At 71.4% G+C, this 25,705-nt stretch carries 23 protein-coding genes and 1 riboswitch; of the genes, 7 read left to right on the forward strand and 16 right to left on the reverse strand.

All coding sequences use genetic code 11. From position 1 onward, the window contains the following. Positions 1 to 87 precede the first annotated feature (87 nt). A complete protein-coding gene (locus tag BU52_RS09390) occupies positions 88 to 1,323 on the forward strand; it encodes a glycosyltransferase family 87 protein (RefSeq protein WP_037931188.1) in 1,236 nt (411 codons plus the stop codon). Between the two features lie 378 nt (positions 1,324 to 1,701). On the opposite strand, the gene BU52_RS09395 is transcribed toward BU52_RS09390, so the two are convergent. The 5 genes from BU52_RS09395 to BU52_RS09415 form a co-directional block, all read right to left on the reverse strand. Continuing rightward, positions 1,702 to 2,892 (reverse strand): hypothetical protein, encoded by a 1,191-nt coding sequence (locus BU52_RS09395; RefSeq protein WP_167343509.1) that lies wholly within the window; start codon positions 2,890 to 2,892, stop codon positions 1,702 to 1,704. 33 nt (positions 2,893 to 2,925) lie between these two features. Then, complete coding sequence (locus BU52_RS09400; protein WP_037931192.1) at positions 2,926 to 3,939, reverse strand: C40 family peptidase; 1,014 nt, start codon at positions 3,937 to 3,939, stop codon at positions 2,926 to 2,928. A 195-nt stretch (positions 3,940 to 4,134) separates the two neighbouring features. Next, positions 4,135 to 5,175: a C40 family peptidase gene (locus BU52_RS09405; protein ID WP_037931193.1), complete on the reverse strand. Its 1,041-nt coding sequence runs from the start codon at positions 5,173 to 5,175 to the stop codon at positions 4,135 to 4,137. A 231-nt stretch (positions 5,176 to 5,406) separates the two neighbouring features. After that, the gene (locus BU52_RS09410; RefSeq protein WP_037931195.1) at positions 5,407 to 6,750 is read right to left on the reverse strand and encodes an NYN domain-containing protein; all 1,344 of its coding nucleotides are present in this window, start codon (positions 6,748 to 6,750) and stop codon (positions 5,407 to 5,409) included. 104 nt (positions 6,751 to 6,854) lie between these two features. Next, positions 6,855 to 7,094 carry a hypothetical protein gene (locus BU52_RS09415; protein ID WP_004989130.1) on the reverse strand — a complete coding sequence of 80 codons (240 nt, stop codon included), beginning with the start codon at positions 7,092 to 7,094 and terminating at the stop codon, positions 6,855 to 6,857. A gap of 156 nt (positions 7,095 to 7,250) precedes the next feature. On the opposite strand from BU52_RS09415, the gene BU52_RS09420 reads away from it, so the two are divergent. Both BU52_RS09420 and BU52_RS09425 read left to right on the forward strand, forming a co-directional pair. Continuing rightward, complete coding sequence (locus tag BU52_RS09420) at positions 7,251 to 7,985, forward strand: rhomboid family intramembrane serine protease (RefSeq protein ID WP_037931198.1); 735 nt, start codon at positions 7,251 to 7,253, stop codon at positions 7,983 to 7,985. Beyond that, complete coding sequence (locus BU52_RS09425) at positions 7,982 to 8,263, forward strand: Lrp/AsnC family transcriptional regulator (protein ID WP_037931200.1); 282 nt, start codon at positions 7,982 to 7,984, stop codon at positions 8,261 to 8,263. The genes BU52_RS09420 and BU52_RS09425 overlap by 4 nt, the downstream gene beginning before the upstream one ends. Before the next feature lie 75 nt (positions 8,264 to 8,338). Here the strand turns inward: BU52_RS09425 and BU52_RS09430 are convergent, their stop codons facing one another. From BU52_RS09430 to ctaE, 6 genes are all read right to left on the reverse strand, one after another. Continuing rightward, positions 8,339 to 9,664: an aminotransferase class V-fold PLP-dependent enzyme gene (locus BU52_RS09430; RefSeq protein ID WP_051858070.1), complete on the reverse strand. Its 1,326-nt coding sequence runs from the start codon at positions 9,662 to 9,664 to the stop codon at positions 8,339 to 8,341. Between the two features lie 160 nt (positions 9,665 to 9,824). Further along, positions 9,825 to 9,941: riboswitch (SAM riboswitch) on the reverse strand. A gap of 80 nt (positions 9,942 to 10,021) precedes the next feature. Then, positions 10,022 to 11,086, reverse strand: a complete 1,065-nt coding sequence (gene trpD / locus BU52_RS09435) for an anthranilate phosphoribosyltransferase (RefSeq protein ID WP_037931203.1) — start codon at positions 11,084 to 11,086, stop codon at positions 10,022 to 10,024. 152 nt (positions 11,087 to 11,238) lie between these two features. Further along, positions 11,239 to 12,876, reverse strand: coding sequence for a cytochrome bc1 complex cytochrome b subunit (qcrB, locus tag BU52_RS09440; RefSeq protein ID WP_037931204.1), 1,638 nt, complete (start codon positions 12,874 to 12,876; stop codon positions 11,239 to 11,241). Continuing rightward, entirely contained in the window at positions 12,873 to 13,931 is a 1,059-nt protein-coding gene (qcrA, locus tag BU52_RS09445) for a cytochrome bc1 complex Rieske iron-sulfur subunit (RefSeq protein ID WP_037931206.1), read from the reverse strand. The genes qcrB and qcrA overlap by 4 nt, the downstream gene beginning before the upstream one ends. Beyond that, positions 13,928 to 14,740: a cytochrome bc1 complex diheme cytochrome c subunit gene (gene qcrC, locus BU52_RS09450; RefSeq protein ID WP_037931208.1), complete on the reverse strand. Its 813-nt coding sequence runs from the start codon at positions 14,738 to 14,740 to the stop codon at positions 13,928 to 13,930. The genes qcrA and qcrC overlap by 4 nt, the downstream gene beginning before the upstream one ends. Positions 14,741 to 14,818: 78 nt before the next feature. Next, positions 14,819 to 15,430, reverse strand: coding sequence for an aa3-type cytochrome oxidase subunit III (ctaE, locus tag BU52_RS09455; protein WP_037931210.1), 612 nt, complete (start codon positions 15,428 to 15,430; stop codon positions 14,819 to 14,821). A gap of 215 nt (positions 15,431 to 15,645) precedes the next feature. Between ctaE and BU52_RS09460 the strand changes: the two genes are divergently transcribed. Beyond that, entirely contained in the window at positions 15,646 to 16,047 is a 402-nt protein-coding gene (locus tag BU52_RS09460; RefSeq protein ID WP_037931212.1) for a response regulator, read from the forward strand. Positions 16,048 to 16,127: 80 nt separating this feature from the next. On the opposite strand, the gene BU52_RS09465 is transcribed toward BU52_RS09460, so the two are convergent. The 4 genes from BU52_RS09465 to ctaC all read right to left on the reverse strand — a co-directional run bounded on the left by BU52_RS09465 (position 16,128) and on the right by ctaC (position 20,619). Further along, the gene (locus BU52_RS09465; protein ID WP_037931214.1) at positions 16,128 to 17,402 is read right to left on the reverse strand and encodes a L,D-transpeptidase; all 1,275 of its coding nucleotides are present in this window, start codon (positions 17,400 to 17,402) and stop codon (positions 16,128 to 16,130) included. A gap of 129 nt (positions 17,403 to 17,531) precedes the next feature. Further along, positions 17,532 to 17,930 (reverse strand): cytochrome c oxidase subunit 4, encoded by a 399-nt coding sequence (locus BU52_RS09470; protein WP_037931216.1) that lies wholly within the window; start codon positions 17,928 to 17,930, stop codon positions 17,532 to 17,534. Then, complete coding sequence (gene ctaD, locus BU52_RS09475; protein ID WP_037931219.1) at positions 17,927 to 19,663, reverse strand: aa3-type cytochrome oxidase subunit I; 1,737 nt, start codon at positions 19,661 to 19,663, stop codon at positions 17,927 to 17,929. Before ctaD ends, BU52_RS09470 begins: the two co-directional genes overlap by 4 nt. Then, positions 19,660 to 20,619, reverse strand: coding sequence for an aa3-type cytochrome oxidase subunit II (gene ctaC / locus BU52_RS09480; RefSeq protein ID WP_037931221.1), 960 nt, complete (start codon positions 20,617 to 20,619; stop codon positions 19,660 to 19,662). Before ctaC ends, ctaD begins: the two co-directional genes overlap by 4 nt. Positions 20,620 to 20,895: 276 nt before the next feature. Here ctaC and BU52_RS09485 point away from each other — a divergent pair, with 276 nt between their 5' ends. Continuing rightward, positions 20,896 to 22,284 carry a cysteine desulfurase/sulfurtransferase TusA family protein gene (locus BU52_RS09485; protein WP_037931223.1) on the forward strand — a complete coding sequence of 463 codons (1,389 nt, stop codon included), beginning with the start codon at positions 20,896 to 20,898 and terminating at the stop codon, positions 22,282 to 22,284. Between the two features lie 83 nt (positions 22,285 to 22,367). Here the strand turns inward: BU52_RS09485 and BU52_RS09490 are convergent, their stop codons facing one another. Beyond that, positions 22,368 to 23,342 carry a carbohydrate kinase family protein gene (locus tag BU52_RS09490; protein WP_037931225.1) on the reverse strand — a complete coding sequence of 325 codons (975 nt, stop codon included), beginning with the start codon at positions 23,340 to 23,342 and terminating at the stop codon, positions 22,368 to 22,370. A 129-nt stretch (positions 23,343 to 23,471) separates the two neighbouring features. On the opposite strand from BU52_RS09490, the gene BU52_RS09495 reads away from it, so the two are divergent. Both BU52_RS09495 and BU52_RS09500 read left to right on the forward strand, forming a co-directional pair. Then, on the forward strand, positions 23,472 to 23,681 hold the full coding sequence (locus BU52_RS09495; RefSeq protein WP_037931227.1) for a hypothetical protein: 210 nt from the start codon (positions 23,472 to 23,474) through the stop codon (positions 23,679 to 23,681). 143 nt (positions 23,682 to 23,824) lie between these two features. Further along, on the forward strand, positions 23,825 to 25,654 hold the full coding sequence (locus tag BU52_RS09500; RefSeq protein ID WP_037931229.1) for an ICP22 family protein: 1,830 nt from the start codon (positions 23,825 to 23,827) through the stop codon (positions 25,652 to 25,654). Positions 25,655 to 25,705: the final 51 nt, after the last annotated feature.

Genomic DNA, 25,705 nt, shown 5'->3' on the forward strand with positions numbered 1-25,705 from the left:
GGGCCACGGCGGTGCTCTGTGGCACAGGCCCCGGCGTCCGGGACATCATGGCCCCTCACGACGGCACACCGGACGGACGGGAATCACGTGAAGACGACGGCCGCACGAGGGTCCCTCGCATGGCTCCTGGTCCTCTGGGCGCTGACGAGGGCGGTGCTGCTGCTGTGCGTGCTCAAGGTGATCGTCTTCCCGGGGCCGGACGTCACCAGTGACGTGACGGTGATCTACCAGGGCTGGTACGACGTCCTGCGCACCGGAACGTTTCCGCGGGAGGACGTGACCTGGCAGTACCCGCCGGCCGCCGCGCTGGCGATCCTCTCCCCCGGTCTGCTGCCGTTCCTGGAGTACGCCACGGCGTTCTTCGTCCTGGCGCTGGCCGCCGACCTGGTCACGCTGGCGCTGCTGCTGTACGGCGGCCGCGGTCCCGGCCGGGCGCGGCGCGGTGCCTGGGTGTGGGTGGCGGGTGTGCCGCTGCTGGGGCCGACGGTGTACGCGCGGTACGACGTGATGGTGACCGGCGTGGCGGTGGCGGCCCTGCTGGCCGCCGCCCGGCACCCGCGGCTGATGGGGGCGCTGGCCGGCTTCGGGGCGCTGCTGAAGGTGTGGCCGGCGCTGCTGCTCCTCGGGATGCGCCGGCGCGGGGCGTGGGTGTCGGCGGCGGTGACCGGCGCCGGTGTGGCCGCGCTGTTCGCCGTGCTGATGCCGGGGGCGTTCGCGTTCCTCGGCTTCCAGCGGGACCGGGGGACGGAGGTGGAGTCGCTGGGGGCGCTGGTCTTCCATGTGGCCCGGCACCACGGCTGGGAGGGCGAGGTGCTGCTCAACTACGGCTCGGTCGAGTTCCTCGGGCCGTACGTGACCTGGGTGAGCACGGGGGCGCTGTTCCTGACGGGGGCCGCGCTGGCCTGGCTGGCGCTGTGGCGGGTGCTGGCACGTCGTTTCGAGCCGCACACGGTCGCGGACGCGGCGTTCGTGGCGGTGCTGATGTTCACCACGACGAGCCGCGTGATCAGTCCGCAGTACATGGTGTGGCTGGTGGGGCTGGCCGCGGTCTGCCTCTGTTTCCGCGGGAGCCGCATGGGGGTGCCGGTCGCGCTGGTGCTGGTGGCGTGCTTGGTGACGGTGCTGGAGTTCCCGTTGTGGTTCGCGCACGTCGTGGCGAGTGACGGGCTGGGGATCACGCTGCTGGTGCTGCGCAACGGGCTGCTGGTGGTGGCGACCCTGGTGGCGGCCCGGGTCCTGTGGTGCGGGACGGTGCCGCTGCGGCGGGAGATTCCCGTGGTCACCGGTCCCGCCCGTGCCGCGGAGACGCCGGTGTCCCACTGACGCGGTCGTTGGTGCGAGCCGGGGGCGTGTCGCACAGCCCTGCGCGTGCGGGGTGCCGTCGCGCCCACCCGTGCCGCCCCAGCGGCACGACTGCCCGCGGAGACGGCGGCGCGGCTGCCCGCCGAGACGGCCGGCACGGGCACCCGCGAGCGACGGCGGCGCGGCCACCCGCGAGGGACGACGGCGCGGGTGCGCGCGGGGACGGCGGCACGGCGACCCGCGAGGGACGGCGGCGCGGCCACCCGCGAGGGACGACGGCGCAGGTGCGCGCGGGGACGGCGGCACGGCGACCCGCGAGGGACGACGGCGCAGGTGCGCGCGGGGACGGCGGCACGGCGACCCGCGAGGGACGGCGGTGCTGCTGTCAGGCGTCTGCGCTCAGTGCAGGGTGGTTCTCACGTAGTCGCGCCACTGGAGTGTGAAGTCCTCCGGTGTGGTCCCCAGGACCCGCCGCATCGCGTCCTCGACCGCGCCGTCGCGGTCCTTGTGGGCGCCCACCGCGCGGTAGAAGGCACCGAGGCGTTCCTCACCCCACCGCTCGGCGATCAGGCGGCAGGCCAGCCAGCCGCTCTCGTACGCCCGCGCGAGCCCGTCCGCGTCGCCGGAGAAGCCGAAGTCCTCGTCGCCCGGCAGCGCGTCCGGGACGTCCCCCTGGCCGACCGCCCGGGCGAGCTCCGGTGCGGCCTCCGCGGGGGCGCGGTCGCCGCCGCGGTAACCCACCCAGTCGGCGAACCCCTCGGACAGCCACAGCGGGGTCGCCGGGGACGTGTGGGCGCGGGTCGCGACGTGGGTGGTCTCGTGGGTGAGGACGACCTGCCGGCCCTGGTCACCGAGCAGGGCGAAGGCGTCCGGATTGACGACGACCCGGTCCGCCGGCGCCCGCCCGTCCGCGGCGGTGGCGCCCGTGGTGACCGCCGCGATCCCCCGGTAGGAGGAGGCGGGCGAGCCGAGCAGGCCCGCCATGCCCTCCAGGGACTCCGGGACCAGTACGACGACCCGCCGGGTCCACTCCTGCCCCCAGGCGTCGGACACGGCGGGCACCGCGCGGTCGGCGAGCTCGGCGTAGTCCCGCAGTTTCCCGGCGGGCTGCCCGACGCCCAGGACGAGGCTGCGCTCGCCCCGGACGGCCCGTGCCGCGCCCTGGTCCCACAGTTGCTGGCCGGACGCGCGCGCGGGGCGGTCGGAGTCGACGGACCAGTGGCCGTCCCGGTCACGGCTCAGGCTCAGCGAGCGGCCGGTGACGACCGGGGCCCGGTCGTGGCCCTCGACGCGGTAGCTGAGGTCGGCGGAGGCGGTGGCGCTGTCCCCGGTGCGGTCGAGGGAGGTGACGCGGTAGGACCAGTCCGCGAGCGGTACCGCGCGCAGGTTGTCGAACCCGGCCCGGGTGCCGGTGCGGGCGTACGCGGCGGCGTCCCGGTCGAGGACCGCCTCCGCCCGCCGGTCGAGGAGCGACTGCACCTCCGCGCGGGCGCCGTCGACGGCCGGGCCCCCGCCGCACGAGACGAGGGAGACGAGCAGCAGACACAGCGCCACCACCGACGCTCCCGACACCCGCCTTCGACCAGCCACCTTCCCGAGGGTACGGGCGCCGGGCCGTCCCGGTCAGACCCTGGTGACCGACGAGACCGGCATCATCCCGACCGGGTCGTACCGCACGGGTGCGCCGGGGTAGGGCGCGTGGATGACCTGGCCGTTGCCCATGTACATCCCGACGTGCGAGGCGTCGGAGCGGTAGAGGACCAGGTCACCGGGGCGCGCCTCGGAGAGCGGGACCTGCCGGCCGGCGTACCGCTGGGCCTGCGAGGTGCGCGGCAGGGCGACCCCTGCCTGGGCGTACGACCACTGGGTGAGGCCGGAGCAGTCGAAGCCGCCGGGGCCGTTGGCGCCCCACACGTAGGGCCTGCCGAGGGCGGAGCGGGCGGCGGCGACCGCGGCGGCCGCGCGGCCCGAGGCGGGGGCGCCGCCGGGGCCCGGCGGCGCCACGCGGCCGGAGCGGGTGGCGCGGTCGTAGGCGGCGCGGTCGCCCGCCGGGAGGGAGCCGAGCAACCGGCGGGCCTCGGCGAGCTTGCTCTCGACGGTCCGCTTGTGGGCGGCGGCGGCCTTGCGGCTCTTCTCCAGCGCGCCGAGTCTGCCGGCCGCGTCCGTCCGGTCCTGGGCGAGGGAGCGCAGGGCCGCCCGGAGCCTCTTCAGCTCACCGGTCTGGTGGACGGTGATGCGGTCGAGTACGGAGGCCTTCTCCAGGTAGTCCTCCGGGTCTTCGGAGAGGAGCAGGGCGAGGGCGGGCTCCAAGCCGCCGGAGCGGTACTGGGCCCCGGCGAGCGAGCCGAGGGACTCGCGCATGGCGTTCACGCGGTGCTGCTTGCGGGCGATCCCGTCCTGCGCGGTGGCGATCTGCCGGCGCAGCCCGTCGGCACGCTCGTCGGCCGCGTTGTACGCCTCGGTCGCCTTCTCCGCCTCCTGGTGGAGGCGGTCCACCTCGGCCCGGGTGTCGTCGTGCGGTGCGCCCTCGGCCGGTACCGCGCCGAGGGCGGTGGCCGCTGCGGACAGCAGGCCGAGGGCGACGACGGTGCTCCGGTCGGATCCGGAGGACGGTGCGGTGCGGCGATGGGACCCCACGGGAAGCCGCGCTCCTTCCGCTGGCGGACAGGGAAACGCGGCAGACAGTAGCGTCGGCGGCGGCGGGCGGGCCAACGGCCGGAGCGGGCACACACGGTGACGCCCCACCTGTGACCTGCGTGGGAGGCGGGGCGTGGGGCGGTCCGGCGCCGGTGCGATTCCCTCGAACGGGCGCACCGGACGCCGCGGAGGGGGCTAGACGCGGACGCCGAACATGAACGGGCCGCCGATGGTGTTCATCGATTCGTAGCGCACGACGGTGCCGGTGCGCGGGGCGTGGATGATCTGGCCGTTGCCCGCGTAGAGGCCCACGTGGTGCAGGTCGTTGAAGAAGAAGACCAGGTCGCCGACCTTGAGCTGGCTCACCGAGTAGATCTTGGTGCCCGCGCCGGTCTGTGCCTCGGAGGTGCGCGGGATGCCGACGCCGGCCTGCGCGTACGCCCAGGAGGTCAGGCCCGAGCAGTCGAAGGAGGACGGGCCGGTGGCGCCGTAGACATAGGGGGTGCCGAGCTTGCTCTGGGCGGCGGCGAAGGCCGCGGCGGCGCGTCCGGAGCCGGCCGGGACGTTGACCGAGAGGGCGTCGCGCTCACTGGTGCGGGTGGCGCGGTTCTGCTCCTCGGCGAGCTGGGCCTTCTCCGCGGCGGTGAGGCTGTTGAGCAGCTTCTGCGCGGCGGACAGCTTGCCCTGGACTTCCTTCTTCTTCTTGCCCAGTTCGGTGCGGGTGGAGGCGAGGTCCTTGAGCTTCTCGGACGCCTCGGAGCGCTGCTGGGCGAGTTCGCGCTGCTTCTCCTGGATCTTCTTCAGCGCGTCGACCTGCTGGGTGCTCAACTGGTCGAGGGTGGACGCCTTGTCGAGGTAGTCGTCCGGGTCGGCGGAGAGGAAGAGCTGGAGGGAGGGGTCTATGCCGCCGCTGCGGTACTGGGCGCTGGCCATCGAACCGAGGCCGTCGCGAAGGTCGTTGAGCTCCTGCTGGCCCTTGGCGACGTTGTCCTGGATGGTGGAGATCTCCTTCTGGAGCTTCTCCTGCTTCTCCTTGGCGCCGTTGTACTTCTCGGTGGCCTGTTCGGCCTGCTCGTAGAGCTTGTCGACCTTGGCCTTGACCTCGTCCTTGCTCGGCTTCTCGCTCGGGGCGGCGTTGGCGGCCTGCGAGCTCATGACGACGGCAGCTGCGGCAGCGGTGGTGAGCACGGTCACACGTGCACGGCTCGGCTGCTTGGGACGACGGTGGGACGCCACGGAGACGAGCTCCTTCTCGAGAGTGATCGCGCGAGCGCGGGTTCGAAGGCTGACCCTAGTGATTCTCTTGTGATCAGTTCAAATCCCCGGACACAAAATCTCCGTTACAGCGGGTTTATTTGGCCTCAACTCACCTGCAGTGATGTCCGTTTGACGCTACGTTGCGTGACGGTTCCGTCAATTCCGGCAAAGATCCGTTACGTTGCACGGGGGACAGATCCGCATCAGATACTAGGAAAGCCTCTTCAGAAGAACCGCCGACGCGACGGGGCGTGCGCCGGCGCGGGCGACCCCGTCGGCGACCTCGCGGTCGGTGGAGACGACGATGACCGGCCGCCCCGGCGGCTCGGCGCGCACGAGCTGGCGGATGAGTTCGTCGGCGGTGACGCCCGGCTTGGAGAACAGCACCCGCACTCCGCGCGGCGGCGCCAGCAGCACCGGCGCGGCCAGTTCGGCACCGTCGAAGACGCAGGTGACCTCGGCGCCGGTCTGCGCGGCGAGCTGGGCGAGCTGGCCCAGCAGGCGCAGGCGCTGCTTCTCCAGCGGCATCTGGGGATAGCCGGTCTTGGTCACGTTGTAGCCGTCGACGACCAGATGGGCCTGCGGCAGCGCGAGGAGCTGGTTCAGGATGGCCGGGTCGTCCTCGGACAGCGCGCGGGCGGCGATGTCCTTCGGAGTCATGCGCCCCGGTTCCACGGCGTCCACGGTCTCGGCCGGCCGGACGGACACCGGGGGCAGCGCCAGCTCGCGCCGGAGGCCCTGGGCCGCGTCCAGCACGGTGTCCAGCAGCAGCCGCACGCGCATGTCCTCGACGCTGCGGCCCTCGCGGGCGGCCCGGCGCGCCGCCTCCAGCGCAGCCTCGGTCTCCCCGAGGCGGGCCTTGAGACGCCGGCTCTCACTCTCGGCGGCCGACACCTGGGCGTGGCCCTCGGCGCGCACGGCGTCCATCTCGCCGCGCAGCTTGCGCAGGGCGGCCTCGCCGCGCTTGACGTCGCTGAGGGCGGAGCGCAGCTTGCGGTGCAGCGACTCGGTCTCCTTCTTCGCCGCGTCCAGCTCGGCGCGCAGCCGCTCGCTCTCGGCCCTGGTGTGCTCGCGGGCCCGGTCGAGCTCGGCACGCAGCCGCTCGAGCTCGGCGCGGGTCTCCTCGTCGGCGCGCTCGGCGTCGGCGCGCTGGGCCTCCTCGCCGGCGGCGGTCACCAGCTTGACCCAGCCCGCCGGGCGGAGCACATAGGCCGCGGCCGCCACGTCGAGCGGGTCCGCGGCCGGGGGCGGGGAGCCGGAGTCGAGGGCGCCGGTCAGTTCCGGCTGGGCTTCTCTGAGCTTCTCCCCGATGCGCTGCCGGAACAGCGGATCGGTCTCCAGGGCCGCCGCCATGGCGTTGCCGGCGAACTTGGCGCGGCGGTTGGGGGCGAACCGGGCGTACTGCCTGAGCTGGGCGGGCAGCTCGGCGACCGTGAGCCCGCCGAAGCCGTCGGCGACGATCTGGACGACGCGGCGGCGCACTCCGTCGGGCAGCGGACGGTCGAGCACCTCGGCGGCGCCGTCCTGCGGCCCCCCGCCCGTGGTCTCCACCATCCGTCACACCCCAATGCCTGTGTGCGGCCCCGCGTGCGGGGTCGCCGTCAGCGGGGCCCTCCCCCACTCTCGACTTCGCTCGAGCGGGAGGCACCCCCTTCGCTTCAGGAGCCGGCGCCCGGCCTGTCCACGAGTTCCACCTGATCCACGGCGTTGCACCAACGGCACCGCACCGACTCGATCGTCTCATCGAGGACCTCGCGCTCCTCGACCCTGGGCTCTCCGGCCAGGTCGAGGTGGACGTACTCGACGACCTTCGACGAGCGGGTCACGTCGAAGCGGGTGAGGTTGCCGCAGAGGGTGCAGCGCCACCGCGTCGAGGCGGTCGGCAGAGGAACCGTCATCGTGGCTGTTCGCCTTCCTTCCAGTGTCCGTGACGCACCGGCCGCCCGGTGCGTGTGGCACGTAACCCTACGGCCTGGCGGGTGCCCGCCGCGCGCCCGTCCACGGCGGCGAGGCGGTCTGTGAGGTTGCGTCCGGTTACGTCATGCTCTGTACTCATGATCCGCAACTGGAGCGCGTCGGCCGCGGCGGCGATCCGGGGCACCTCCGCGCCGGTGACCCACACCCTCGTCGCGCTGTGCTGCCTGGTCTTCCTGATCGGACCGGTCTCGGGACTCAACCCGGCCGACGGATCCGGGGAGGGGCTGCTCACCGCGCAGAGGGCCTATTTCCGGCGCTGGGGCGTGGTCCCCGCAAACCTGTTCGAAGGATCCCCCGCCGCCCTGCTCACCCCGGCCACGGCGCTGTTCGTGCACGGCGGCTGGGTGCATCTGCTCGGCAACATGCTGTTCCTCTACGTCTTCGGGGCGATGACCGAGGCACGGATGGGCCGGGTGCGGTTCACCCTGTGCTACGCCGGCTGTGGCTACCTGGCGCTGCTGGGGTACGCCGCCGCCAACGCGGACTCCGAGAACTCCCTGGTCGGTGCCTCCGGAGCGATCTCGGCGGTCCTCGGCGCGTTCCTCTTCCTGTTCCCCCGGGCGCGGGTCACCAGTCTCCTGCCGTTCCTGTTCTTCCTGCCGGTGCGCCTGCCGGCGTGGGTGGTGCTGCCGTTCTGGGCGGCGCTGCAGTGGGCGGCGGCGGGGCGGACGGACGGCGGGCCGGGAGTGGCGTACCTGGCGCACCTGGTGGGGTTCGGGCTCGGCTTCGGCTACGCGTGGGTGTGCTTCGGCAGGACGACTACAGTGAGGTCCGCCCCTGCTCCGGCCCCCGAGGGAGAGAACCAGCCGTGATCACCGCGATCGTCCTCATCAAGACCAGCGTGGACCGGATCCCCGAGATCGCGGAGCAGATCGCCTCGCTGGACAGCGTCAGCGAGGTCTTCTCCGTGACCGGCACCTACGACCTGATCGCCATGGTCAGGGTCCGGGAGCACGAGGACCTCGCGGAGGTCATCCCCGGCCGGATCAGCAAGATCCCGGGCGTGGAGGGCACCGACACGCACGTGGCGTTCCGTACCTACTCGCAGCACGACCTGGAGGCGGCCTTCGCCATCGGCCTGGACAGCTGAGGCCGCGAGCGGCTCCGGGCGGATGCGGAGCCGCTCGCGGCTGCCCGTCCAGCCTCTCCGGTGCTCGAGGAGCGCTCACCTCCGGGCGCAGGTGTCCCGGACCAGCTCGCGCACCGCGCGCACGAAACGCTCCACGTGCTCGTCGGGCGTGCCCGCGCCGAAGCTGACGCGGATGGCGCCGAGGGACCTCTCCCCCGGCGCCGGCCCGGAGGCCCCGCACTCGCCCCCGGCCCGGGGGTCGCCGCCCACCAGCGTGCGCACCAGCGGGTGCGCGCAGAACAGCCCGTCCCGTACGCCGATGCCGTACTCCGCGGACAACGCGGCGGTGAAGTGGGAGCTGTCCCAGCCGTCGACGACGAAGGAGAGCACGCCGACGCGCGGGGCGTCGTCCCCGAACAGGGAGAGGAACCGCACCTCGGGAACGTCCGCGAGCCCTTCGCCGACCGCGCGGATCAGCCGCTGCTCACGGGCGGCCAGCGTGTCGAAGCCCGCCTCGGTGAGCGCCTTGCAGGCGGAGGCGATGGCGTGGGCGCCGATGACGTTGGGCGAGCCGGCCTCGTGGCGGGCGGCGCCCTCGTGCCACTGCACGTCCACTCCCCCGTCCGCGCGCCGGGTGACCGTGCGGCTGGCGCCGCCGCCCGCGAGGTAGGGCTCAGCCGCGCGGAGCCAGTCGGCGCGGCCGGCCAGCACCCCGGAGCCGAAGGGGGCGTACAGCTTGTGCCCGGAGAAGGCGACCCAGTCGACGTCCAGGTCACGGACGCTCACCGGGTGGTGCGGGGCGAGCTGGGCGGCGTCCAGCACGATCCGGGCACCGTGCGCGTGCGCGGTCGCGGCCAGTTCCCGTACGGGCCACAGCTCGCCCGTGACGTTGGAGGCGCCGGTGACACACACCAGGGCCGGACCGTGCGGGTCCCGTTCGGCCAGGGCGCGTTCCAGGGTCCGCACGGCCTGACGGGGGCTGCGCGGGGCGTCCAGGCAGGTGACCCGCGCACCTCGCCAGGGCAGCAGGGAGGCGTGGTGCTCGGTCTCGAAGACGAAGACCTCACAGCCGTCGGGGAGCGCGGCCGCGAGCAGATTGAGTGAGTCGGTGGTCGACCGGGTGAAGACCACCTGGTCCCCGGTCCGGCAGTCGAGGAACTCGGCGACGGTCCGGCGGGCGTTCTCGAACAGGTCGGTGGAGAGCTGGGAGAGGTACCCGGCACCCCGGTGGACGCTGCCGTAGTAGGGCGCGTAGGCCGCCACGTCGTCCCAGACGCGCTGGAGCGCGGGCGCGCTGGCGGCGTAGTCGAGGGCGGCGTAGGTGACCTCGCCCCCGGTGACGAGGGGGACGGTGACGTTCTGGCCCAGCACGGGCAGCGGGGCACGGACGGACAGGTCGGCGGCAACGGTGGAGACGGACATGGCGGAACTCCCGTGGGCAGGCGTGATCCTCGCGCGAGCGGACGGCGCTCAAGCGCGGAAGGAGAGGAAGAGGGGTGTGCGGAGGCGGGGCTCGGCAGCCCTAGCGCATTCGCTTGCTCACAGAAGGCTCCTCGACGACCAGGACCCCTGGCGTGCGAGGGGTCCGCGCTTGCCGTGCGCCTTGCTGCGCACGGCCTGGTCCTCACCCGGGGCACCCCGCCACGGACGGAGGGTTGCCGGACAGCCGGCCGGGGCCTGATGGCTGTCACTCATGACCTGAACAGAGAAAGTACGTGAAGTGATCGATGTCCCGCAACCCGTGTCCGGATCGCGGGACATCGCACCTGAGGCGGCCGGCTAGGCGTTGCTGACGGCCACCCAGCGCTCCAGGGCCCGCTTGGCGGCCCCCGAGTCGATCGCCTCCGCCGCCTTCGCCATCCCGGTACCGATCTGCTCGGTGAGCGGGCCGGAGCCCGGCTCCAGGGCCACCAGCGCCGCCGCCGAGTTCAGCAGCACCGCGTCCCGGACGGGGCCCCGTTCGCCGTCCAGCAGCCGCCGGGCGACCTCCGCGTTGTAGGAGGCGTCGGCGCCGCGCAGGGCCTCCACGGGCACCAGCTCGATGCCGACGTCGCGCGGGTCGAAGGTCTCCTCGTCGACCTTGCCGTCGCGGACCACCCACACCCTGGAGGTGGCGGTGGTCGTCAGCTCGTCCAGGCCGTCGTCGCCGCGGAACACCAGCGAGGAGTGACCGCGTGCGGCGAAGACCCCGGCCATGATGGGGGCCATCCGGGGGTCGGCGACCCCGACCGCCTGCGCCTTGACCCGTGCCGGGTTGGCCAGCGGGCCGAGGAAGTTGAACACCGTGCGGATGCCCAGCTGGCCGCGCGCGGCGGCGACGTGGCGCAGCGCCGGGTGGAACTTCACCGCGAAGCAGAAGGTGATCCCGGCCTCCTCGGCGACCTCGGCGACCCGTCGCGGGGTCAGCTCCAGATTGACGCCGAGCTTCTCCAGCACGTCGGAGGCACCGGACGCGGAGGAGGCGGCACGGTTGCCGTGCTTGACGACCTTCGCGCCGGTCCCGGCGACCACGATCGAGGACATCGTGGAGATGTTCACCGTCTTGGCGCCGTCGCCGCCGGTGCCGACGATGTCGACCGTCGCGCCCGGCACCTCGATCACATGGGCGTGGTCGTACAGCGCCCGGACGCAGCCGGTGATCTCCTCGACGGTCTCGCCCTTGGCCCGCAGGGAGACGGCGAACCCGGCGATCTGCGCGTCGGTCGCCTCGCCGCGCATGATCAGGTCCATCGCCCAGGCGGTGTCGTCGGCGGACAGGTCACGGCCGTCCAGCAGTCCGTTCAGCAGGGCGGGCCAGGAGCGGCCCGCCGCGATGTCGCCTCCAGCGGGGGTCACAGCGCTCATGGCCGCTCCTGATGGTCGTAGAAGAGTCCCGGGAGCCGGAAGGGTCCCGGGACTCACCCTATCCAGCTCCGGGGACGGCGAAGGGCCCCCGTCCGCAGAACGGACGGGGGCCCTTCGCCGTCGTGTGGCGACTGAGGTGAGGCGCTGGAGGATCAGTGGTGGCCGTGGCCGCTCGTGATCTCCTTGTACTCCTCGACGGTCGGCTTCGGAATCTGGGACTCCCCGCCGTAGTAACCCTTGCTGAGCTTGGCGCGCAGCTTCTCGGACATCTTCACCTTGCGCCGGACACCGTTCTCGTCGACCGCCGGGCCGATCTCGAACGGCTTGTACTGCTCGTGCGCGGTGAGGGTGTACAGCTGCTCCTGGCTGAGCGGCTCGTGGACCTCGACGAACTCACCGTGCGGCAGGCGCTTGATGATGCCCGCCTCACGGCCGTGCAGCACCTTGTCCCGGTCCCGGCGCTGAAGGCCGAGGCAGATCCGCTTGGTGACGATGAACGCCACGACCGGCGCGACGAAGAACGCGATCCGCACGAACCAGGTGATGGCGTTGATCGACAGGTGGAAGTGGGTGGCCCACAGGTCGTTGCCACCACCGACGAGGAGCACGAAGTACAGCGTGATCCAGGCGACGCCGAAGGCGGTGCGCGTCGGGGCGTTGCGCGGGCGGTCCAGGATGTGGTGCTCGCGCTTGTCGCCGGTGACCCAGGACTCGATGAACGGGTACACCGCGATGGCCACCAGGACCAGCGGGAAGATCAGCAGCGGGATGAACACGCCCAGGACGAGCGTGTGACCCCAGAAGTTGATCTCCCAGCCCGGCATGACACGGATCAGGCCCTCGGAGAAGCCCATGTACCAGTCGGGCTGGGCGCCGGTGGAGACCATGTCCGGCCGGTACGGGCCGAGCGCCCAGATCGGGTTGATCGTGGCGATCGCCGAGAGGGCCGCGAGCGCACCGAAGACCAGGAAGAAGAAGCCTCCGGCCTTGGCCATGTACACCGGCAGCAGCGGCATGCCCACGACGTTGTTGTTGGTCTTGCCGGGGCCCGCGAACTGCGTGTGCTTGTGGTAGAAGACCAGGATCAGGTGCGCCACCACGAGGCCGAGCATGATGCCCGGCAGCAGCAGGACGTGGATCGAGAAGAACCGGGCCACGAAGTCGTCGCCGGGGAACTCCCCGCCGAAGAGGAAGAACGAGATGTACGTGCCGACGATCGGCACGGACAGGATCGCGCCCTCCATGAAGCGGATACCGGTGCCGGAGAGCAGGTCGTCCGGGAGCGAGTAGCCGGTGAAACCGGTGAACATGCCCAGGACGAACAGCAGGAAGCCGAACAGCCAGTTGATCTCACGCGGCTTGCGGAACGCGCCGGTGAAGAACACGCGCATCATGTGCACGAACATGCCGGCCAGGAAGACCAGCGCGGCCCAGTGGTGGATCTGCCGGATCAGCAGACCGCCACGGACGTCGAAGCTGATGTCCAGCGTCGACTTGTAGGCCTCGCTCATCAGCTGGCCCTGCAGCGGCACGTACGAGCCGTGGTACTCCACCTCGTTCATCGACGGGTGGAAGAACAGCGTCAGGTACACACCCGTGAGGATGATGATGAGGAAGCTGTAGAGGCAGATCTCACCCAGCATGAACGACCAGTGGTCGGGGAAGATCTTGCGCATGTTGGCCTTGGCCAGGGAGTAGATCCCCAGCCGCCCGTCAGCCCAGTCGGCGACGCGCTCGCCGGCCGGTGCCTTCCCGCGTGAGCGGGACTCGGGGGTCGTTGTGGTACTCATCCGCGCTCCCAGAAGGCAGGACCGACGGGCTCGTCGAAGTCGCCGAGCGCTTCGAGGTAGCCCTCGTCGTTCACGCCGATGCGCAGCTGCGGCAGGGCGTGACCGGCGGGACCGAAGATGACCCGGGCACCGTCGGCGAGGTCGAAGGTGGACTGGTGACAGGGGCACAGCGCGTGATGCGTCTGCTGCTCGTACAGGGAGATCGGGCAGCCGACGTGGGTGCAGATCTTCGAGTACGCGAGGATGCCCTCGTGCGACCACTCGAGCGACTGCTTGTCCTTGATGTCGTCCGGCTGGATACGGACCAGCATCAGCGCGGCCTTGGCGATCTCCGTCTGGAAGCCGTGGTCGTGCTCCTCCAGGCCCTCGGGCTTGGCGAAGGTCAGCGAGCCCACGATGATGTCGGACGGCCGCATCGGCTCGTTCGTGTTCATGTTGACGAGCAGCTTGCCCTTGGACCACAGGGTGTGGCGCAGCTTGGTCCCGGGCAGCGGCCCGAGGTCGCGCAGCAGCACCACGCCGGAGAGCGGGAACAGGGCGAGCGCGCCGAACATCGTGTTGCGGATCAGCTTGCGACGGCCGAGCGCGGACTCCTTGGCACCCTGGCGGAAGTCGTCCATGACCTTCGCCCTGACCTCGGGGGAGGCCTCGATCGGGTGACGCTCGTCGGTGAGCTCGTGGTCCGACATCAGCGTGCGGGCCCAGTGGACCGCGCCGGCGCCGATGGCGAACAGGGCGACACCGAGGGTCATGCCGAGCGCGAAGTTCAGCGCGCTGATGTGACCGAGCGTGAAGATGTAGACCGACTTGTCGACCGGGATCGTCACGTACGAGACGATGAAGCCGACGGTGGCCAGCATCGACAGCGTGAACAGCAGGGCGACCGTGCGCTCGGACCGCTTGGCGGCCCGCTCGTCGATGTCCTGGATCCGGTGCTCGTGGGGCGGCAGGCCCGGGTCGGCGAACGGGTTCTTCTCGTCCGCCAGCTTCACGGCGCCGTGCGCGGTGTCCTGCGCTGCGGGCAGGTTCTCTTCGGGAATGTCTTGGCTACTCATGACTTCTTGGCCTTTGCGGTCCGAGCGGCGACCCAGACGGCGACCGCGACCAGCGCGCCCAGTCCGAAGACCCAGGCGAACAGACCCTCCGCGACCGGGCCGAGTCCGCCGAGCTCGAGGCCACCGGGGCTCTCGGTGTCGTCGCTGTTGACCGCGTTCAGGTACGCGATGACGTCCTTCTTGTTCTGCTCCGACAGCGTGCTGTCGGGGAACGAAGGCATGTTCTGCGGGCCGGTGAGCATGGCCTCGTAGATGTACTTGGGCGCGACGTCCTCGAGACTCGGGGCGTACTTGCCGTGGGTGAGCGCGCCGCCCTTGCCGGTGAAGTTGTGGCACTGCGCGCAGTTGTTGCGGAACAGTTCACCGCCCTTGGCGATGTCGGCGCCCTCGGGGCCGTACTGCTCCTCGGTGGGAATGGCCGGGCCGGCGCCCAGGGAGGCGATGTACGCCGCCAGCTGGTCGATCTCGGCCTGGGTGTAGACGGCCGGCTTCTTCGGGATCTGCGCGCCCTGCGAGGTGGCGGCCGGCATACGGCCGGTGCTCACCTGGAAGTCGACGGCGGCGGCGCCCACGCCGACCAGGCTCGGACCGTCGGAGGTGCCCTGACCGCCGGTGCCGTGGCAGCTGGCGCAGCCGACCGCGTAGAGCTTCTTGCCCTCCTCGATGGTGAGGGACTGGGCGGTTTCGTCGGCCTGCGCCTTGTCCGCGGGTGCGAACACGGCGTAGAGCCCCCCGGTGCATGCCAGCGCGAGGAGTAGGACGACGAGCGCCGCCAGCGGGTGGCGTCGTCGTGCGGAGAGCTTTTTCACGGATTACCCCGGTGTCAGGATCTTCTGCGTCGATGCTTCTGGTTGGTGCGCTGCTTCGAGCGCGCGGATGCGGTCCCGCTACTTGATCATGTAGATCGTTGCGAAGAGGCCGATCCAGACGACATCGACGAAGTGCCAGTAGTAGGACACGACGATGGCCGCGGTCGCCTGGTCATGGGTGAACCTCCGGGCCGCGTAGGTCCGGCCCAGGACCAGCAGGAAGGCGATGAGGCCGCCCGTCACGTGCAGGCCGTGGAAGCCGGTGGTCAGGTAGAACGCCGAGCCGTATGCGTCGGAGGAGAGGGACAGGCCCTCGTGCTTGACCAGCTCGGTGTACTCGAAGACCTGACCGCCGATGAAGACGGCGCCCATGATGAAGGTGACGATGAACCACATCCGGAGCTTCTTCACGTCACCGCGCTCGGCGGCGAAAACGCCGAGCTGGCAGGTGAGGGAGGAGAGCACCAGGATCGTGGTGTTCGTCGCCGAGAACGGGAAGTTCAGGGTGTCGGCCTTCTCCGACCAGAAGTCGGGTCCGGTCACCGATCGCAGGGTGAAGTACATCGCGAAGAGGGCCGCGAAGAACATCAGCTCGGAACTCAGCCAGATGATGGTTCCGACGCTGGTGAGGTTCGGCCGGTTGACCGACGGGTGCGCGTGCCCGGTATCTACTGTCGTTGCTGTCGCCACGCCGACATTATGTCGGTCGCTTATCCCGCCCTCACTCCCGGGGGTGCCGTTCGGTGTGTTCCCCCCTCCTGGACTGCCCGGATGGCCCACCGGACGCCTCTTCGAAGCCGTGTCCGAATCAGTGTTGACGGGCGGCCCGAGGGGGTAGCATCCGCGCCATCGGTACCCGAAGTTCCCGACTGAGCCGTGCCCTCTCTCTTACGCGTGGAGGAACAATGCAGGCGACCGCCACGGTGCTGGTCTACAGCGACGACGCCAACACCCGGGAGCAGGTGCGCCTCGCCACCGGGCGGCGGCCGGCCCCGGACGTGCCCGTAGTGGAGTTCGTGGAGTGCGCGACCCCCGCGGCCGTGATCACGGAGCTGGACCGGGGTGGCATCGACGTGTGCGTGCTGGACGGTGAGGCCGTGCCGATGGGGGGCATGGGGCTGTGCCGCCAGATCAAGGACGAGGTGTTCCGCTGCCCGCCGGTGCTGTTGCTGATCGGGCGGCCGCAGGACGCGTGGCTGGCGACGTGGAGCCGGGCCGAGTCCGCGGTGACCCTGCCGGTGGAGCCGGTCGAGTTCGCGGGGGCGCTGGCCGCCCTGCTGCGGCAGAAGCGTCTGCAGAGCGCCTAGCGGTCCGGTTCCTCCTGCCGCACGGCGGCTGCGGGGCCGTCGTGCCTGGTCGCGCAGTTCCCCGCGTCCCTTCCGGGGCGCTACACAGCCGTCGGCCGGAGGCGTGCCGTTTCCTGAGGGCTACGGGCGGCGTTGGTCGTCAGCGCGCTGCCCGCTCGCCACTTGTCCCAGTCCAGGTTCCAGTCGCCGAAGCCGTTGCCGAAGGGTTCCATCGTCTCACCGGCCGAGTTGACCACCTCGACGACGTCGCCCTGGCGGACGGTGTCGAAGAACCACTCGGCGTTGTCGGTGCTCATGCCCACACAGCCGTGGCTGACGTTGGCGTAGCCCTGGGAGCCGACCGACCACGGGGCGGCGTGCACGTACTCGCCGCTCCAGGTCACCCGGGTGGCGAACTGGACGTCCATGTCGTACGACTCCGCCGAGCCCTCGGCGATGCCGACGGTGCTGCTGCGCATGCGTACGAGGGGTTCCTTGGCCAGGACCACCTTGACGCCGTTGCGGGTCTCGAAGCCGGGCTTGCCGGTGGTGACGGGGATCTGCTTGATCTCCTCACCGTTCTTGAAGACGGTCAGCCGGTGCGTGGCCGCGTCGGTGAGGGCTATGACGCGGTCACCGGTGCGGATCGTCAGCGGCTTGGACGGACCGCCCCGGAGCCTGTCGTTCACCCTGACGCCCTCCAGGGCGCTGCGCACCCGGACGGTCGCGTGCGCGGGCCAGTAGTCCTTCGGGCGGTAGTGCAGCTTCTTGTCGTCCACCCAGTGCCAGGCGCCGCTCACGGCGGGCGTGGCGTCGACCTCGAGGGCGCGTTCCACGACGGCTCGCTGGGCCCGGTCCCTGACGGGTTCGTTGAGCTCGGCGGTGAGGGGCTGGCCGACGCCGTACGTGCCGGCCTCGGGGCCGAAGGTGACGGCCAGGCGCTTGGTGGTGGTGGGCCGGCCGGTGGTGAAGGTGAGGACCTTGCGGCCCGGGGCCCCGTCCTCGTTCTCGGTGCTCACCCGGACCGTGTACCGGGCGCCGGCGGCCAGCGGGGAGGTGCTGTGCCAGCGGCTGCCGTCGGCGGCCAGTTCGCCCGTCACGTGGCGCCCCGCGGCGTCGACGGCGGTGACGTCGGTGATCCGTCCGTCGGAGTCCTCGGCGACGACCTCCAGGGGCTTGTCGGGGTCGGCCTCCTTGCCCGCCTCGACGGCTCCGCCGAAGGAGATCTGGTCGCCCGCGTCGTACGGCTCGGCGGACAGCGGGTCGCCGTTGGAGCTGCAGCCGCCGACGCCCGCACCGAGGGCGACCACCAGCAGCGTGCAGCCGACGGCCCGGCTCCGGCGGCCGCCCGCGCCACGCAACTCTGTGTGTCTCATGGCCTCACGCTAGGAAGCCACGCCGCTACCGGCTCACTGGACGGTCCGAACGGGTGAAGGACCGGCGCAAAAGCGGGGGCCCGGACGCTCCTGACGGAGTGTCCGGGCCCCTGCGTGCCGTACCGCGTGCTACTGGGTGCGGTTCTCACCGCGGTAGTACTCGAAGACCCAGCCCCAGATGCCGATCAGGAGCAGCGGCGCCGAGAAGTACATCAGCCACCAGCCGACCGCGACGCCCAGGAAGGCCAGGGCACCACCCACGGCGAGGGACAGCGGCTGCCAGCTGTGCGGGCTGAAGAACCCGACCTCGCCGGCGTCGTCGGCGACGTCCGCCTCCTTGTTGTCCTGCGCGCCCACGTCGACCCGCCGGGCCGTGAAGCCCAGGTAGAAGCCGATCATGATGCTCAGGCCGAAGGCCAGGAAGAGGGCGGTGGTGCCGACCGGCTCCTTCGACCAGACGCCGTACACGACGGCGACGAGGAGGAAGAAGATGCTCAGCCACATGAACATCTTGCCCTGGATCTTCACTTGCCGGCCTCCTTGCCACCGGAGAGGGCCTTCTCACCGTGACCGGCGTTCTCGAGCTCGTCGAGTGCGGCGATCTCCGGGTGGTGAAGGTCGAACGCCGGGGATTCACTGCGGATCCGCGGCAGGGTGAGGAAGTTGTGCCGCGGGGGCGGGCAGGAGGTCGCCCACTCCAGGGAGCGGCCGTAGCCCCACGGGTCGTCGACGCGGACGGGCTTGCCGTACTTGGCGGTCTTCCAGATGTTGTAGAAGAACGGCAGGAGCGACATGCCGAGCAGGAACGAGGCGATCGTCGACACCGTGTTCAGGGCGGTGAAGCCGTCGGCCGCCAGGTAGTCCGCGTACCGGCGCGGCATGCCCTCGACACCCAGCCAGTGCTGGACGAGGAAGGTGCCGTGGAAGCCCACGAACAGCGTCCAGAAGGTGATCTTGCCGAGACGCTCGTCGAGCATCTTGCCGGTGAACTTCGGCCACCAGAAGTGGAAGCCGGCGAACATCGCGAACACCACCGTGCCGAAGACGACGTAGTGGAAGTGCGCCACCACGAAGTAGCTGTCGGAGACGTGGAAGTCCAGCGGCGGCGAGGCCAGGATGACGCCGGTCAGACCACCGAAGGTGAAGGTGATCAGGAAGCCCAGCGTCCAGAGCATCGGTGTCTCGAAGGAGAGACTGCCCTTCCACATGGTGCCGATCCAGTTGAAGAACTTCACACCGGTCGGTACCGCGATCAGGAAGGTCATGAAGGAGAAGAACGGCAGCAGCACGCCGCCCGTGACGTACATGTGGTGCGCCCACACCGTCACCGAGAGACCCGCGATCGCGATGGTCGCGCCGATCAGGCCCATGTAGCCGAACATCGGCTTGCGGGAGAAGACCGGGATGATCTCGGAGACGATGCCGAAGAACGGCAGCGCGATGATGTACACCTCGGGATGACCGAAGAACCAGAACAGGTGCTGCCACAGCAGCGCCCCGCCGTTGGCCGAGTCGAAGATGTGCGCCCCGAACTTGCGGTCCGCCTCCAGGGCGAACAGCGCCGCCGCCAGCACCGGGAAGGCGAGCAGGACCAGCACACCGGTCAGCAGCACGTTCCAGGTGAAGATCGGCATGCGGAACATCGTCATGCCCGGAGCGCGCATGCAGATGATCGTGGTGATGAAGTTGACCGAGCCGAGGATCGTGCCGAAGCCGGAGAACGCCAGGCCCATGATCCACATGTCGGCGCCGATGCCCGGCGAGCGGACCGCGTCCGACAGCGGGGAGTAGGCGAACCAGCCGAAGCCGGCGGCGCCGTCCGGGGTGAGGAAGCCGGCGACCGCGATCAGCGAGCCGAACAGGTAGAGCCAGTAGGCGAACATGTTCAGCCGCGGGAACGCCACGTCGGGCGCGCCGATCTGCAGTGGCATGATCCAGTTCGCGAAACCGGCGAACAGCGGCGTCGCGAACATCAGCAGCATGATCGTGCCGTGCATCGTGAACGCCTGGTTGAACTGCTCGTTCGACACGATCTGCAGACCCGGCCGGGCCAGCTCGGCGCGCATGACGAGCGCCATCACGCCACCGATGACGAAGAACACGAACGACGTCACCAGATACATGGTGCCGATCGTCTTGTGGTCCGTGGTCGTCAGCCACTTGACCACGACGCCGCCACGGTTCTGGCGCCGCACGGGCAGCTCGTCCTCGTAGTGGGACCCGGCTGCCTCGGCACCCTGAGGTTGATTGAGGATGCTCACAGGATGTTCGACTCCCGGTTCTTCTCAGGGCCCGTCTGTCCGATGCCGGCGGGCACGTAACCGGTCTGCCCCTTCTTCACGAGGTCCTTCAGGTGCTGCTCGTAGCGCTCGGGGGAGACGACCTTCACGTTGAACAGCATCCGGGAGTGGTCGACGCCGCAGAGCTCGGCGCACTTGCCGAGGAAGGTGCCCTCACGGTTGGGGGTCACCTCGAAGGCGTTGGTGTGGCCCGGGATGACGTCCTGCTTCATCAGGAACGGCACCACCCAGAAGGAGTGGATGACATCACGCGAGGTCAGCACGAAGCGGACCCGCTTGCCCTCGGGCAGCCACAGGGTGGGGCCCGGGTTGTTGGTCTGCGGGTTCCGGGTGCCCGGGACACCGCAGTCGTAGGCACCGCCGGCGTTCGCCGGGAAGGCGTCCTTGTAGCGGTCCGGAATCGCTTCCAGTTCCTTGGACTTCTTGGCGTCGCCCGTGGAACCGTCGACGTTCTCGACGTAGTTGAAGCACCAGCTCCACTGGAAGCCGACCACGTTGACCGTGACGTCGGGACTCTTCTCGAGCTTCAGCAGCTCGGATTCGTCGCGGGCGGTGAAATAGAAGAACACCGAGACGATGATGAGCGGAACCACCGTGTACAGCGCCTCGATGGGCATGTTGTACCGGGTCTGCGGAGGTACCTCCACCTTGGTGCGGCTGCGCCGGTGGAAGAATGCACTCCACAGGATCAGGCCCCACACCAGCACGCCGACGACGAGCGCGGCGGCCCAGGATCCCTGCCACAGGGAGAGGATCCGCGGAGCCTCTTCCGTGGTGGGGGTGGGCATACCAAGGCGGGGGAAGTCCTCCCATGTGCAACCGGTGGCGGTCGCCAGGACCAGGCCCGCGGTCAGTGCCTGCAGCAGCTTCCGCCGCATCGGGCGCCGCGGCGAGCGGTCGGAGCCGTTGGGACTCACGTAGCGCCTTCCCGAGAGTCTCGCCCGCGCGGATTGGCTGCGGCCTGCCTTCTCGCTGGTCGGTCGCCGCCCTGCGTCGGGCAGGGGTTTGGATGTTTATGCGGACCAAACCCTAGCCGACGCCCTCCGGGGGGTTGCGGGGAGGGGGGCCATACGCGCCGCGGGTTACACCGAGCGCCTCATGGGCCGGGGGGTAGGGGTCGTTCCGCGGCCGCGGCGGCGTCGTGCCTGGCCGTGCGGTTCCCCGCGCCCCTCGGGGGCGCTTAGCGTGGGGGTGTGTCCTACTTCGATGCCGCTTCCGCCGCTCCCCTTCATCCCGTTGCCCGTCAGGCGTTGACGGCCTCGCTCGACGAGGGATGGGCGGATCCCGCCCGCCTCTACCGGGAGGGGCGGCGGGCGCGGCTGCTGCTGGACGCGGCGCGGGAGGCCGCGGCGGAGGCGGTGGGGTGCCGGCCGGACGAGCTGGTGTTCACGCCCTCCGGCACCCGGGCGGTGCACTCCGGGATCGCGGGGGCGCTGGCCGGACGGCGGCGCGCCGGGCACCACCTGATCGTGTCAGCGGTCGAACACTCTTCTGTGCTCCATGCGGCGGAGGCTCACCACGCCGGCGGCGGGGCGGTCACCGAGGTCGCGGTGGACCGCACGGGCGCCGTGAGCCCGTCCGCGTACGCCGAGGCGCTGCGGCCGGACACCGCGCTGGCGTGTCTGCAGTCGGCCAACCACGAGGTGGGGACCGTGCAGCCGGTGGCCGAGGTGGCCGAGGCGTGCCGGGCGGCGGGGGTGCCGCTGCTGGTGGACGCGGCCCAGTCGCTGGGCTGGGGGCCGGTGGAGGGCGACTGGTCGCTGCTCGCGGCGAGCGCGCACAAGTGGGGCGGGCCGTCCGGCGCGGGACTGCTCGTCGTGCGCAAGGGGGTGCGGTTCGCGCCCCAGGGGCCGCGGGACGAACGGGAGTCGGGGCGGGCGGCCGGGTTCGAGAACCTGCCGGCGATCGTGGCCGCGGCGGCGTCCCTGCGGGCGGTGCGGGCGGAGGCTGCTCAGGAGTCGGTACGGCTGCGGGAGCTGACGGAGCGGATCCGTGCGCGGGTGCCGCGGCTGGTGCCGGACGTGGAGGTGGTCGGCGACCCGCGGCGGCGGCTGCCGGGGATCGTCACCTTCTCCTGTCTCTATGTCGACGGGGAGACCCTGCTGCACGAGCTGGACCGCACCGGATTCTCCGTGTCGTCCGGGTCGTCCTGCACGAGCAGCACGCTGACGCCGAGCCATGTGCTCAGGGCGATGGGGGTGCTCAGCGAGGGCAACATCCGGGTCTCGCTGCCGCCCGGCACGCGGGAGGAGGACGTCGAGCGCTTCCTGGCCGTCCTGCCGGAGGTGGTGGCCGGGGTGCGGGAGAAGCTCGGGGCGCCGGTGCCCGTCCGTGAGGTGGTGACACGGGAGCGGGACGAGGCCCTGGTCGTGGACGCGCTGGGCCGGCGCTGCCCGATCCCGGTGATCGAGCTGGCCAAGGTCATCGAGGACGTCCCGGTGGGCGGCACGGTCCGTGTCCTGGCCGACGACGAGGCGGCCCGCCTGGACATCCCGGCGTGGTGCGAGATGCGCGGCCAGGAGTACGTGGGCGAGGAACCGGCGGACCGGGGCTCGGTCTACGTGGTCCGCCGGACCGGCTGATCCGCTCGGGGGCGCGGGGCTGTGTCGATGTGCGACTCCGCCGCGTGGGCGCCACCAGCCCCCACGCACCCGAGGCGCGCCGCTCAGCTCAGGTGCGCGCGGACCTCTTCCGCCGCCTCGTCCCCGTACGCCTTGGTGAAGCGCTCCATGAAGTGGCCCCGGCGCAGCTGGTACTCCTGCGTGCCGACCGTCTCGATGACGAGCGTCGCCAGCATGCAGCCGACCTGCGCCGCCCGCTCCAGCGGAACGCCCCACGCCAGTCCCGAGAGGAAGCCCGCGCGGAAGGCGTCGCCCACGCCGGTCGGGTCGGCCTTGGTCTCCTCGTCGGGGCACCCGACCTCGATCGTCTCCTCGCCGGCCCGCTCGATGCGGACGCCGCGGGCGCCGAGGGTGGTGATGCGGTGGCCGACCCGGTCGAGGATCTCCGCGTCGCTCCAGCCGGTCTTCGTCTCGATGAGCCCCTTCTCGTACTCGTTGGAGAAGAGGTAGGTCGCCCCTTCCAGCAGTATCCGGATCTCCTCGCCGTTCATCCGGGCGATCTGCTGGGAGAAGTCGGCGGCGAACGGGATGCCGCGGGTGCGGCACTCCTCGGTGTGCCGGAGCATCGCCTCGGGGTCGTCGGCCCCGATGGAGACCAGGTCGAGGCCGCCCACGCGGTCGGCCACGGTCTTCAGCTCGATCAGGCGGGCCTCGCTCATCGCGCCCGTGTAGAAGGAGCCGATCTGGTTGTGGTCGGAGTCCGTGGTGCACACGAAACGGGCGGTGTGCAGCGTGTCGGAGATGCGGACGGAGTCGGTGTCGACGCCGTGCCGGTCCAGCCAGGCCCGGTACTCGTCGAAGTCGAAGCCGGCGGCCCCGACCAGGATCGGGCGGGTGCCGAGCTGGCCCATCCCGAAGGCGATGTTCGCCCCCACGCCACCCCGGCGCACGTCGAGATTGTCGACCAGGAAGGACAGCGAGACCGTGTGCAGCTGGTCCGCGACGAACTGGTCGGCGAAGCGACCGGGGAAGGTCATGAGGTGGTCGGTGGCGATGGAGCCGGTGACTGCGATGCGCACGGCGTGGATTCTCCTGAGGGAGGCGGGTTGACACTTCACGCTACCGGGTGGCAGCGGCCCGTAGAAGCAGCCAAAACTACCCGATAGTAGCTCTTTCTTCGTGACCTTCGTCGTGCATACGGTGCCGACATGATGAACATCAAGGTCCACTCCTCCGCCCCGGCCGACCTCGAGGGCGACCTGGCGTCGCTGCGCGGCGACTGCGCCCGGATGGTGCCCCACTGGACGGTCCCGGACCGGGCCGCCGCCCGGCCGGTCTCCCCGTCCCTGATCCACGGCGTGAAGGTGCCCGTGGCGTCCGCCCGGCTGCTGGACGCGATGTCCGACTACGGCGACTGAGCCGCCCCGGGGAACCGTGCGCTCCCCCGCTGCGTCCCATCGCCGTCCCCCGTCGGGGGGATGCGGGATACGACCCGTCAGCGGCCCCGGTGCGGCCGGGCATGGGTCTCCCGGGACAGTTGTGCGGCCGAAGGAGCGATGCGGTGACCACCGAGCGACCCGACAACGACGACGCCGAGGCGCGCGCCGCCGACGGCAGTACGCGCGACACGGGGGGCGCTTCGGACAGCGACGGAGAGACGGGCGCCCCGGGACGGCGGGACGGGGAGTCCCCGACTCCGGCGGCGGAGAAGCGGGAGCCCGCCACCCCGGAACAGCGGAAGCAGGAATCCGGCACTGCGGAACCGCGGGACCGGGAGCCCGCAGGACGGCAACCGCAGGACCGGGAGTCCGCCGGCGCGGAGCCGGACACGACGGAACCGGACGCCGGTGCCGAGGGGCCCGGGGAAGACGGGCCGGAGCCCGGCGGGGACGAGACCCTGGTCGCCGGACACCCGGCCGGCGGCCCCCGCTCCGGCGAGGAGCCCGCCGGGGGCCAGGCGCGGCGGCGTTCGCCCGCGCTGATCGCCTCCGTCGCCGCCGCGGTGCTGCTCGTCGGCGGTGGCGGGGCCTATCTGGCCGCCAGTACCGCCGGCGGCTCGGGGGGCGGCGGTACGGCACCGGGGGCGAACGGGGACGCCACTCCCCCGCCGCTCGTCCTCGACGGCCACTCGGAGGACGCCACGAACGGCATCGCCCCCGGCGAACCCAACCCCTACGGCGCCACCTACCGTGCCGACGGCCCCCTCCCGGGCGGTCCCGGCTCCGCGCCGGTGCACCGCTTCCGGGGCCAGGTCACCCGGCAGCAGGTGGTCACGCTGGCGGAGGCGCTGGGGCTGGAGGGGAAACCGGTCGCGGAGGGCGGGTCCTGGCGGATCGGCGGCCAGGACGGCTCCGGGCCCACCCTGCGGGTGGACCGGGAGGCTCCCGGCTCGTGGACGTACAGCCGGAGCACCCCGGGCACCGACAACTGCAAGGGCGCCACCTGCAAGCCCCCGTCCGGCGGCGGGGGTCCCGCGGTGAGCGAGGCCGCCGCGAAGAAGGCCGCGGCGCCCGTCCTGAAGGCCGCGGGGCAGGACGACGCGAAGCTCGACGCGAGCCAGATCATGGGCGGCAACCGCGTGGTGAACGCCGACCCGGAGGTCGGCGGGCTGCCGACGTACGGCTGGACGACCGGCGTGGTCGTCGGGGCCGGGGGCGAGGTGGTCGGCGGCAACGGCCGGCTCGCCGAGCCGGTGAAGGGGGACGTGTACCCCACGGTGAGCGCCGGCAGGGCGCTGGCCCTGATGAACGCGGCACCGGGAGCCGGGCGTGACGTCGGAATCGGCGGCTGCGCCAGTCCCGTACCCCTGGACGAGGAGCAGGGGGGCACCTCCTGCGGGACGCCGGGCATCTCTCCCGAGCAGGACACCCTGACGGTGCAGAAGGCGGTGTTCGGGCTGGCGGCGCACTCCGTGGACGGCCGGCCGGCGCTGGTGCCGTCCTGGCTGTTCGAGGTGGTGCCGCCGAACGCGCGGGGCACGCTCACCGTGACGCATCCGGCGGTGGACCCGCGGTACATCGCCTCCGCGGCACCGTCCGGGGAGGCCAGCCCCGCCCCCTCCGGGCCCGGTGACCGGCCGACCGCCGCCCCCTCCACCCGTGAGGCCGACGTCGAGGGCTACACCGCCGAGGGCGACGAGCTGACCGTGACCTTCACGGGCGGTGTGTGCGCCGACTACCGGGCGACGGCGAGCGAGAAGGGCGGCGAGGTGACGGTGCGGGTGACCGAGACGCCCTGGCCGGACAAGGTGTGCATCCTGATCGCCAAGCAGTACCAGCAGACAGTGCGGCTGGACGGGCCGCTCGGCGGCCGCGAGGTGGTGGACACGGACGGCGAGCCCGTGCCGCTGCGCAAGGACGGCGCCCGGCTGCCGGCCCCGCCCACCCGGTAGGACCGGGCGGAGACAGCACGAAGGCGGCGGCCCTGTCGGAGGGGCCGCCGC

The organism is Streptomyces toyocaensis, from assembly GCF_000725125.1.
GTDB lineage: Bacteria > Actinomycetota > Actinomycetes > Streptomycetales > Streptomycetaceae > Streptomyces > Streptomyces toyocaensis.

Coding starts and splice junctions, on each gene's coding strand:
- BU52_RS09410 (WP_037931195.1), bottom strand. CDS start 6,750: ATGGTGGAGACCACGGGCGGGGGGCCGCAGGACGGCGCCGCCGAGGTG.
- BU52_RS09465 (WP_037931214.1), bottom strand. CDS start 17,402: ATGAGACACACAGAGTTGCGTGGCGCGGGCGGCCGCCGGAGCCGGGCC.
- qcrA (WP_037931206.1), bottom strand. CDS start 13,931: ATGAGTAGCCAAGACATTCCCGAAGAGAACCTGCCCGCAGCGCAGGAC.
- BU52_RS09430 (WP_051858070.1), bottom strand. CDS start 9,664: ATGTCCGTCTCCACCGTTGCCGCCGACCTGTCCGTCCGTGCCCCGCTG.
- BU52_RS09420 (WP_037931198.1), top strand. CDS start 7,251: ATGATCCGCAACTGGAGCGCGTCGGCCGCGGCGGCGATCCGGGGCACC.
- BU52_RS09460 (WP_037931212.1), top strand. CDS start 15,646: ATGCAGGCGACCGCCACGGTGCTGGTCTACAGCGACGACGCCAACACC.
- trpD (WP_037931203.1), bottom strand. CDS start 11,086: ATGAGCGCTGTGACCCCCGCTGGAGGCGACATCGCGGCGGGCCGCTCC.
- BU52_RS09495 (WP_037931227.1), top strand. CDS start 23,472: ATGATGAACATCAAGGTCCACTCCTCCGCCCCGGCCGACCTCGAGGGC.
- qcrB (WP_037931204.1), bottom strand. CDS start 12,876: ATGAGTACCACAACGACCCCCGAGTCCCGCTCACGCGGGAAGGCACCG.
- BU52_RS09415 (WP_004989130.1), bottom strand. CDS start 7,094: ATGACGGTTCCTCTGCCGACCGCCTCGACGCGGTGGCGCTGCACCCTC.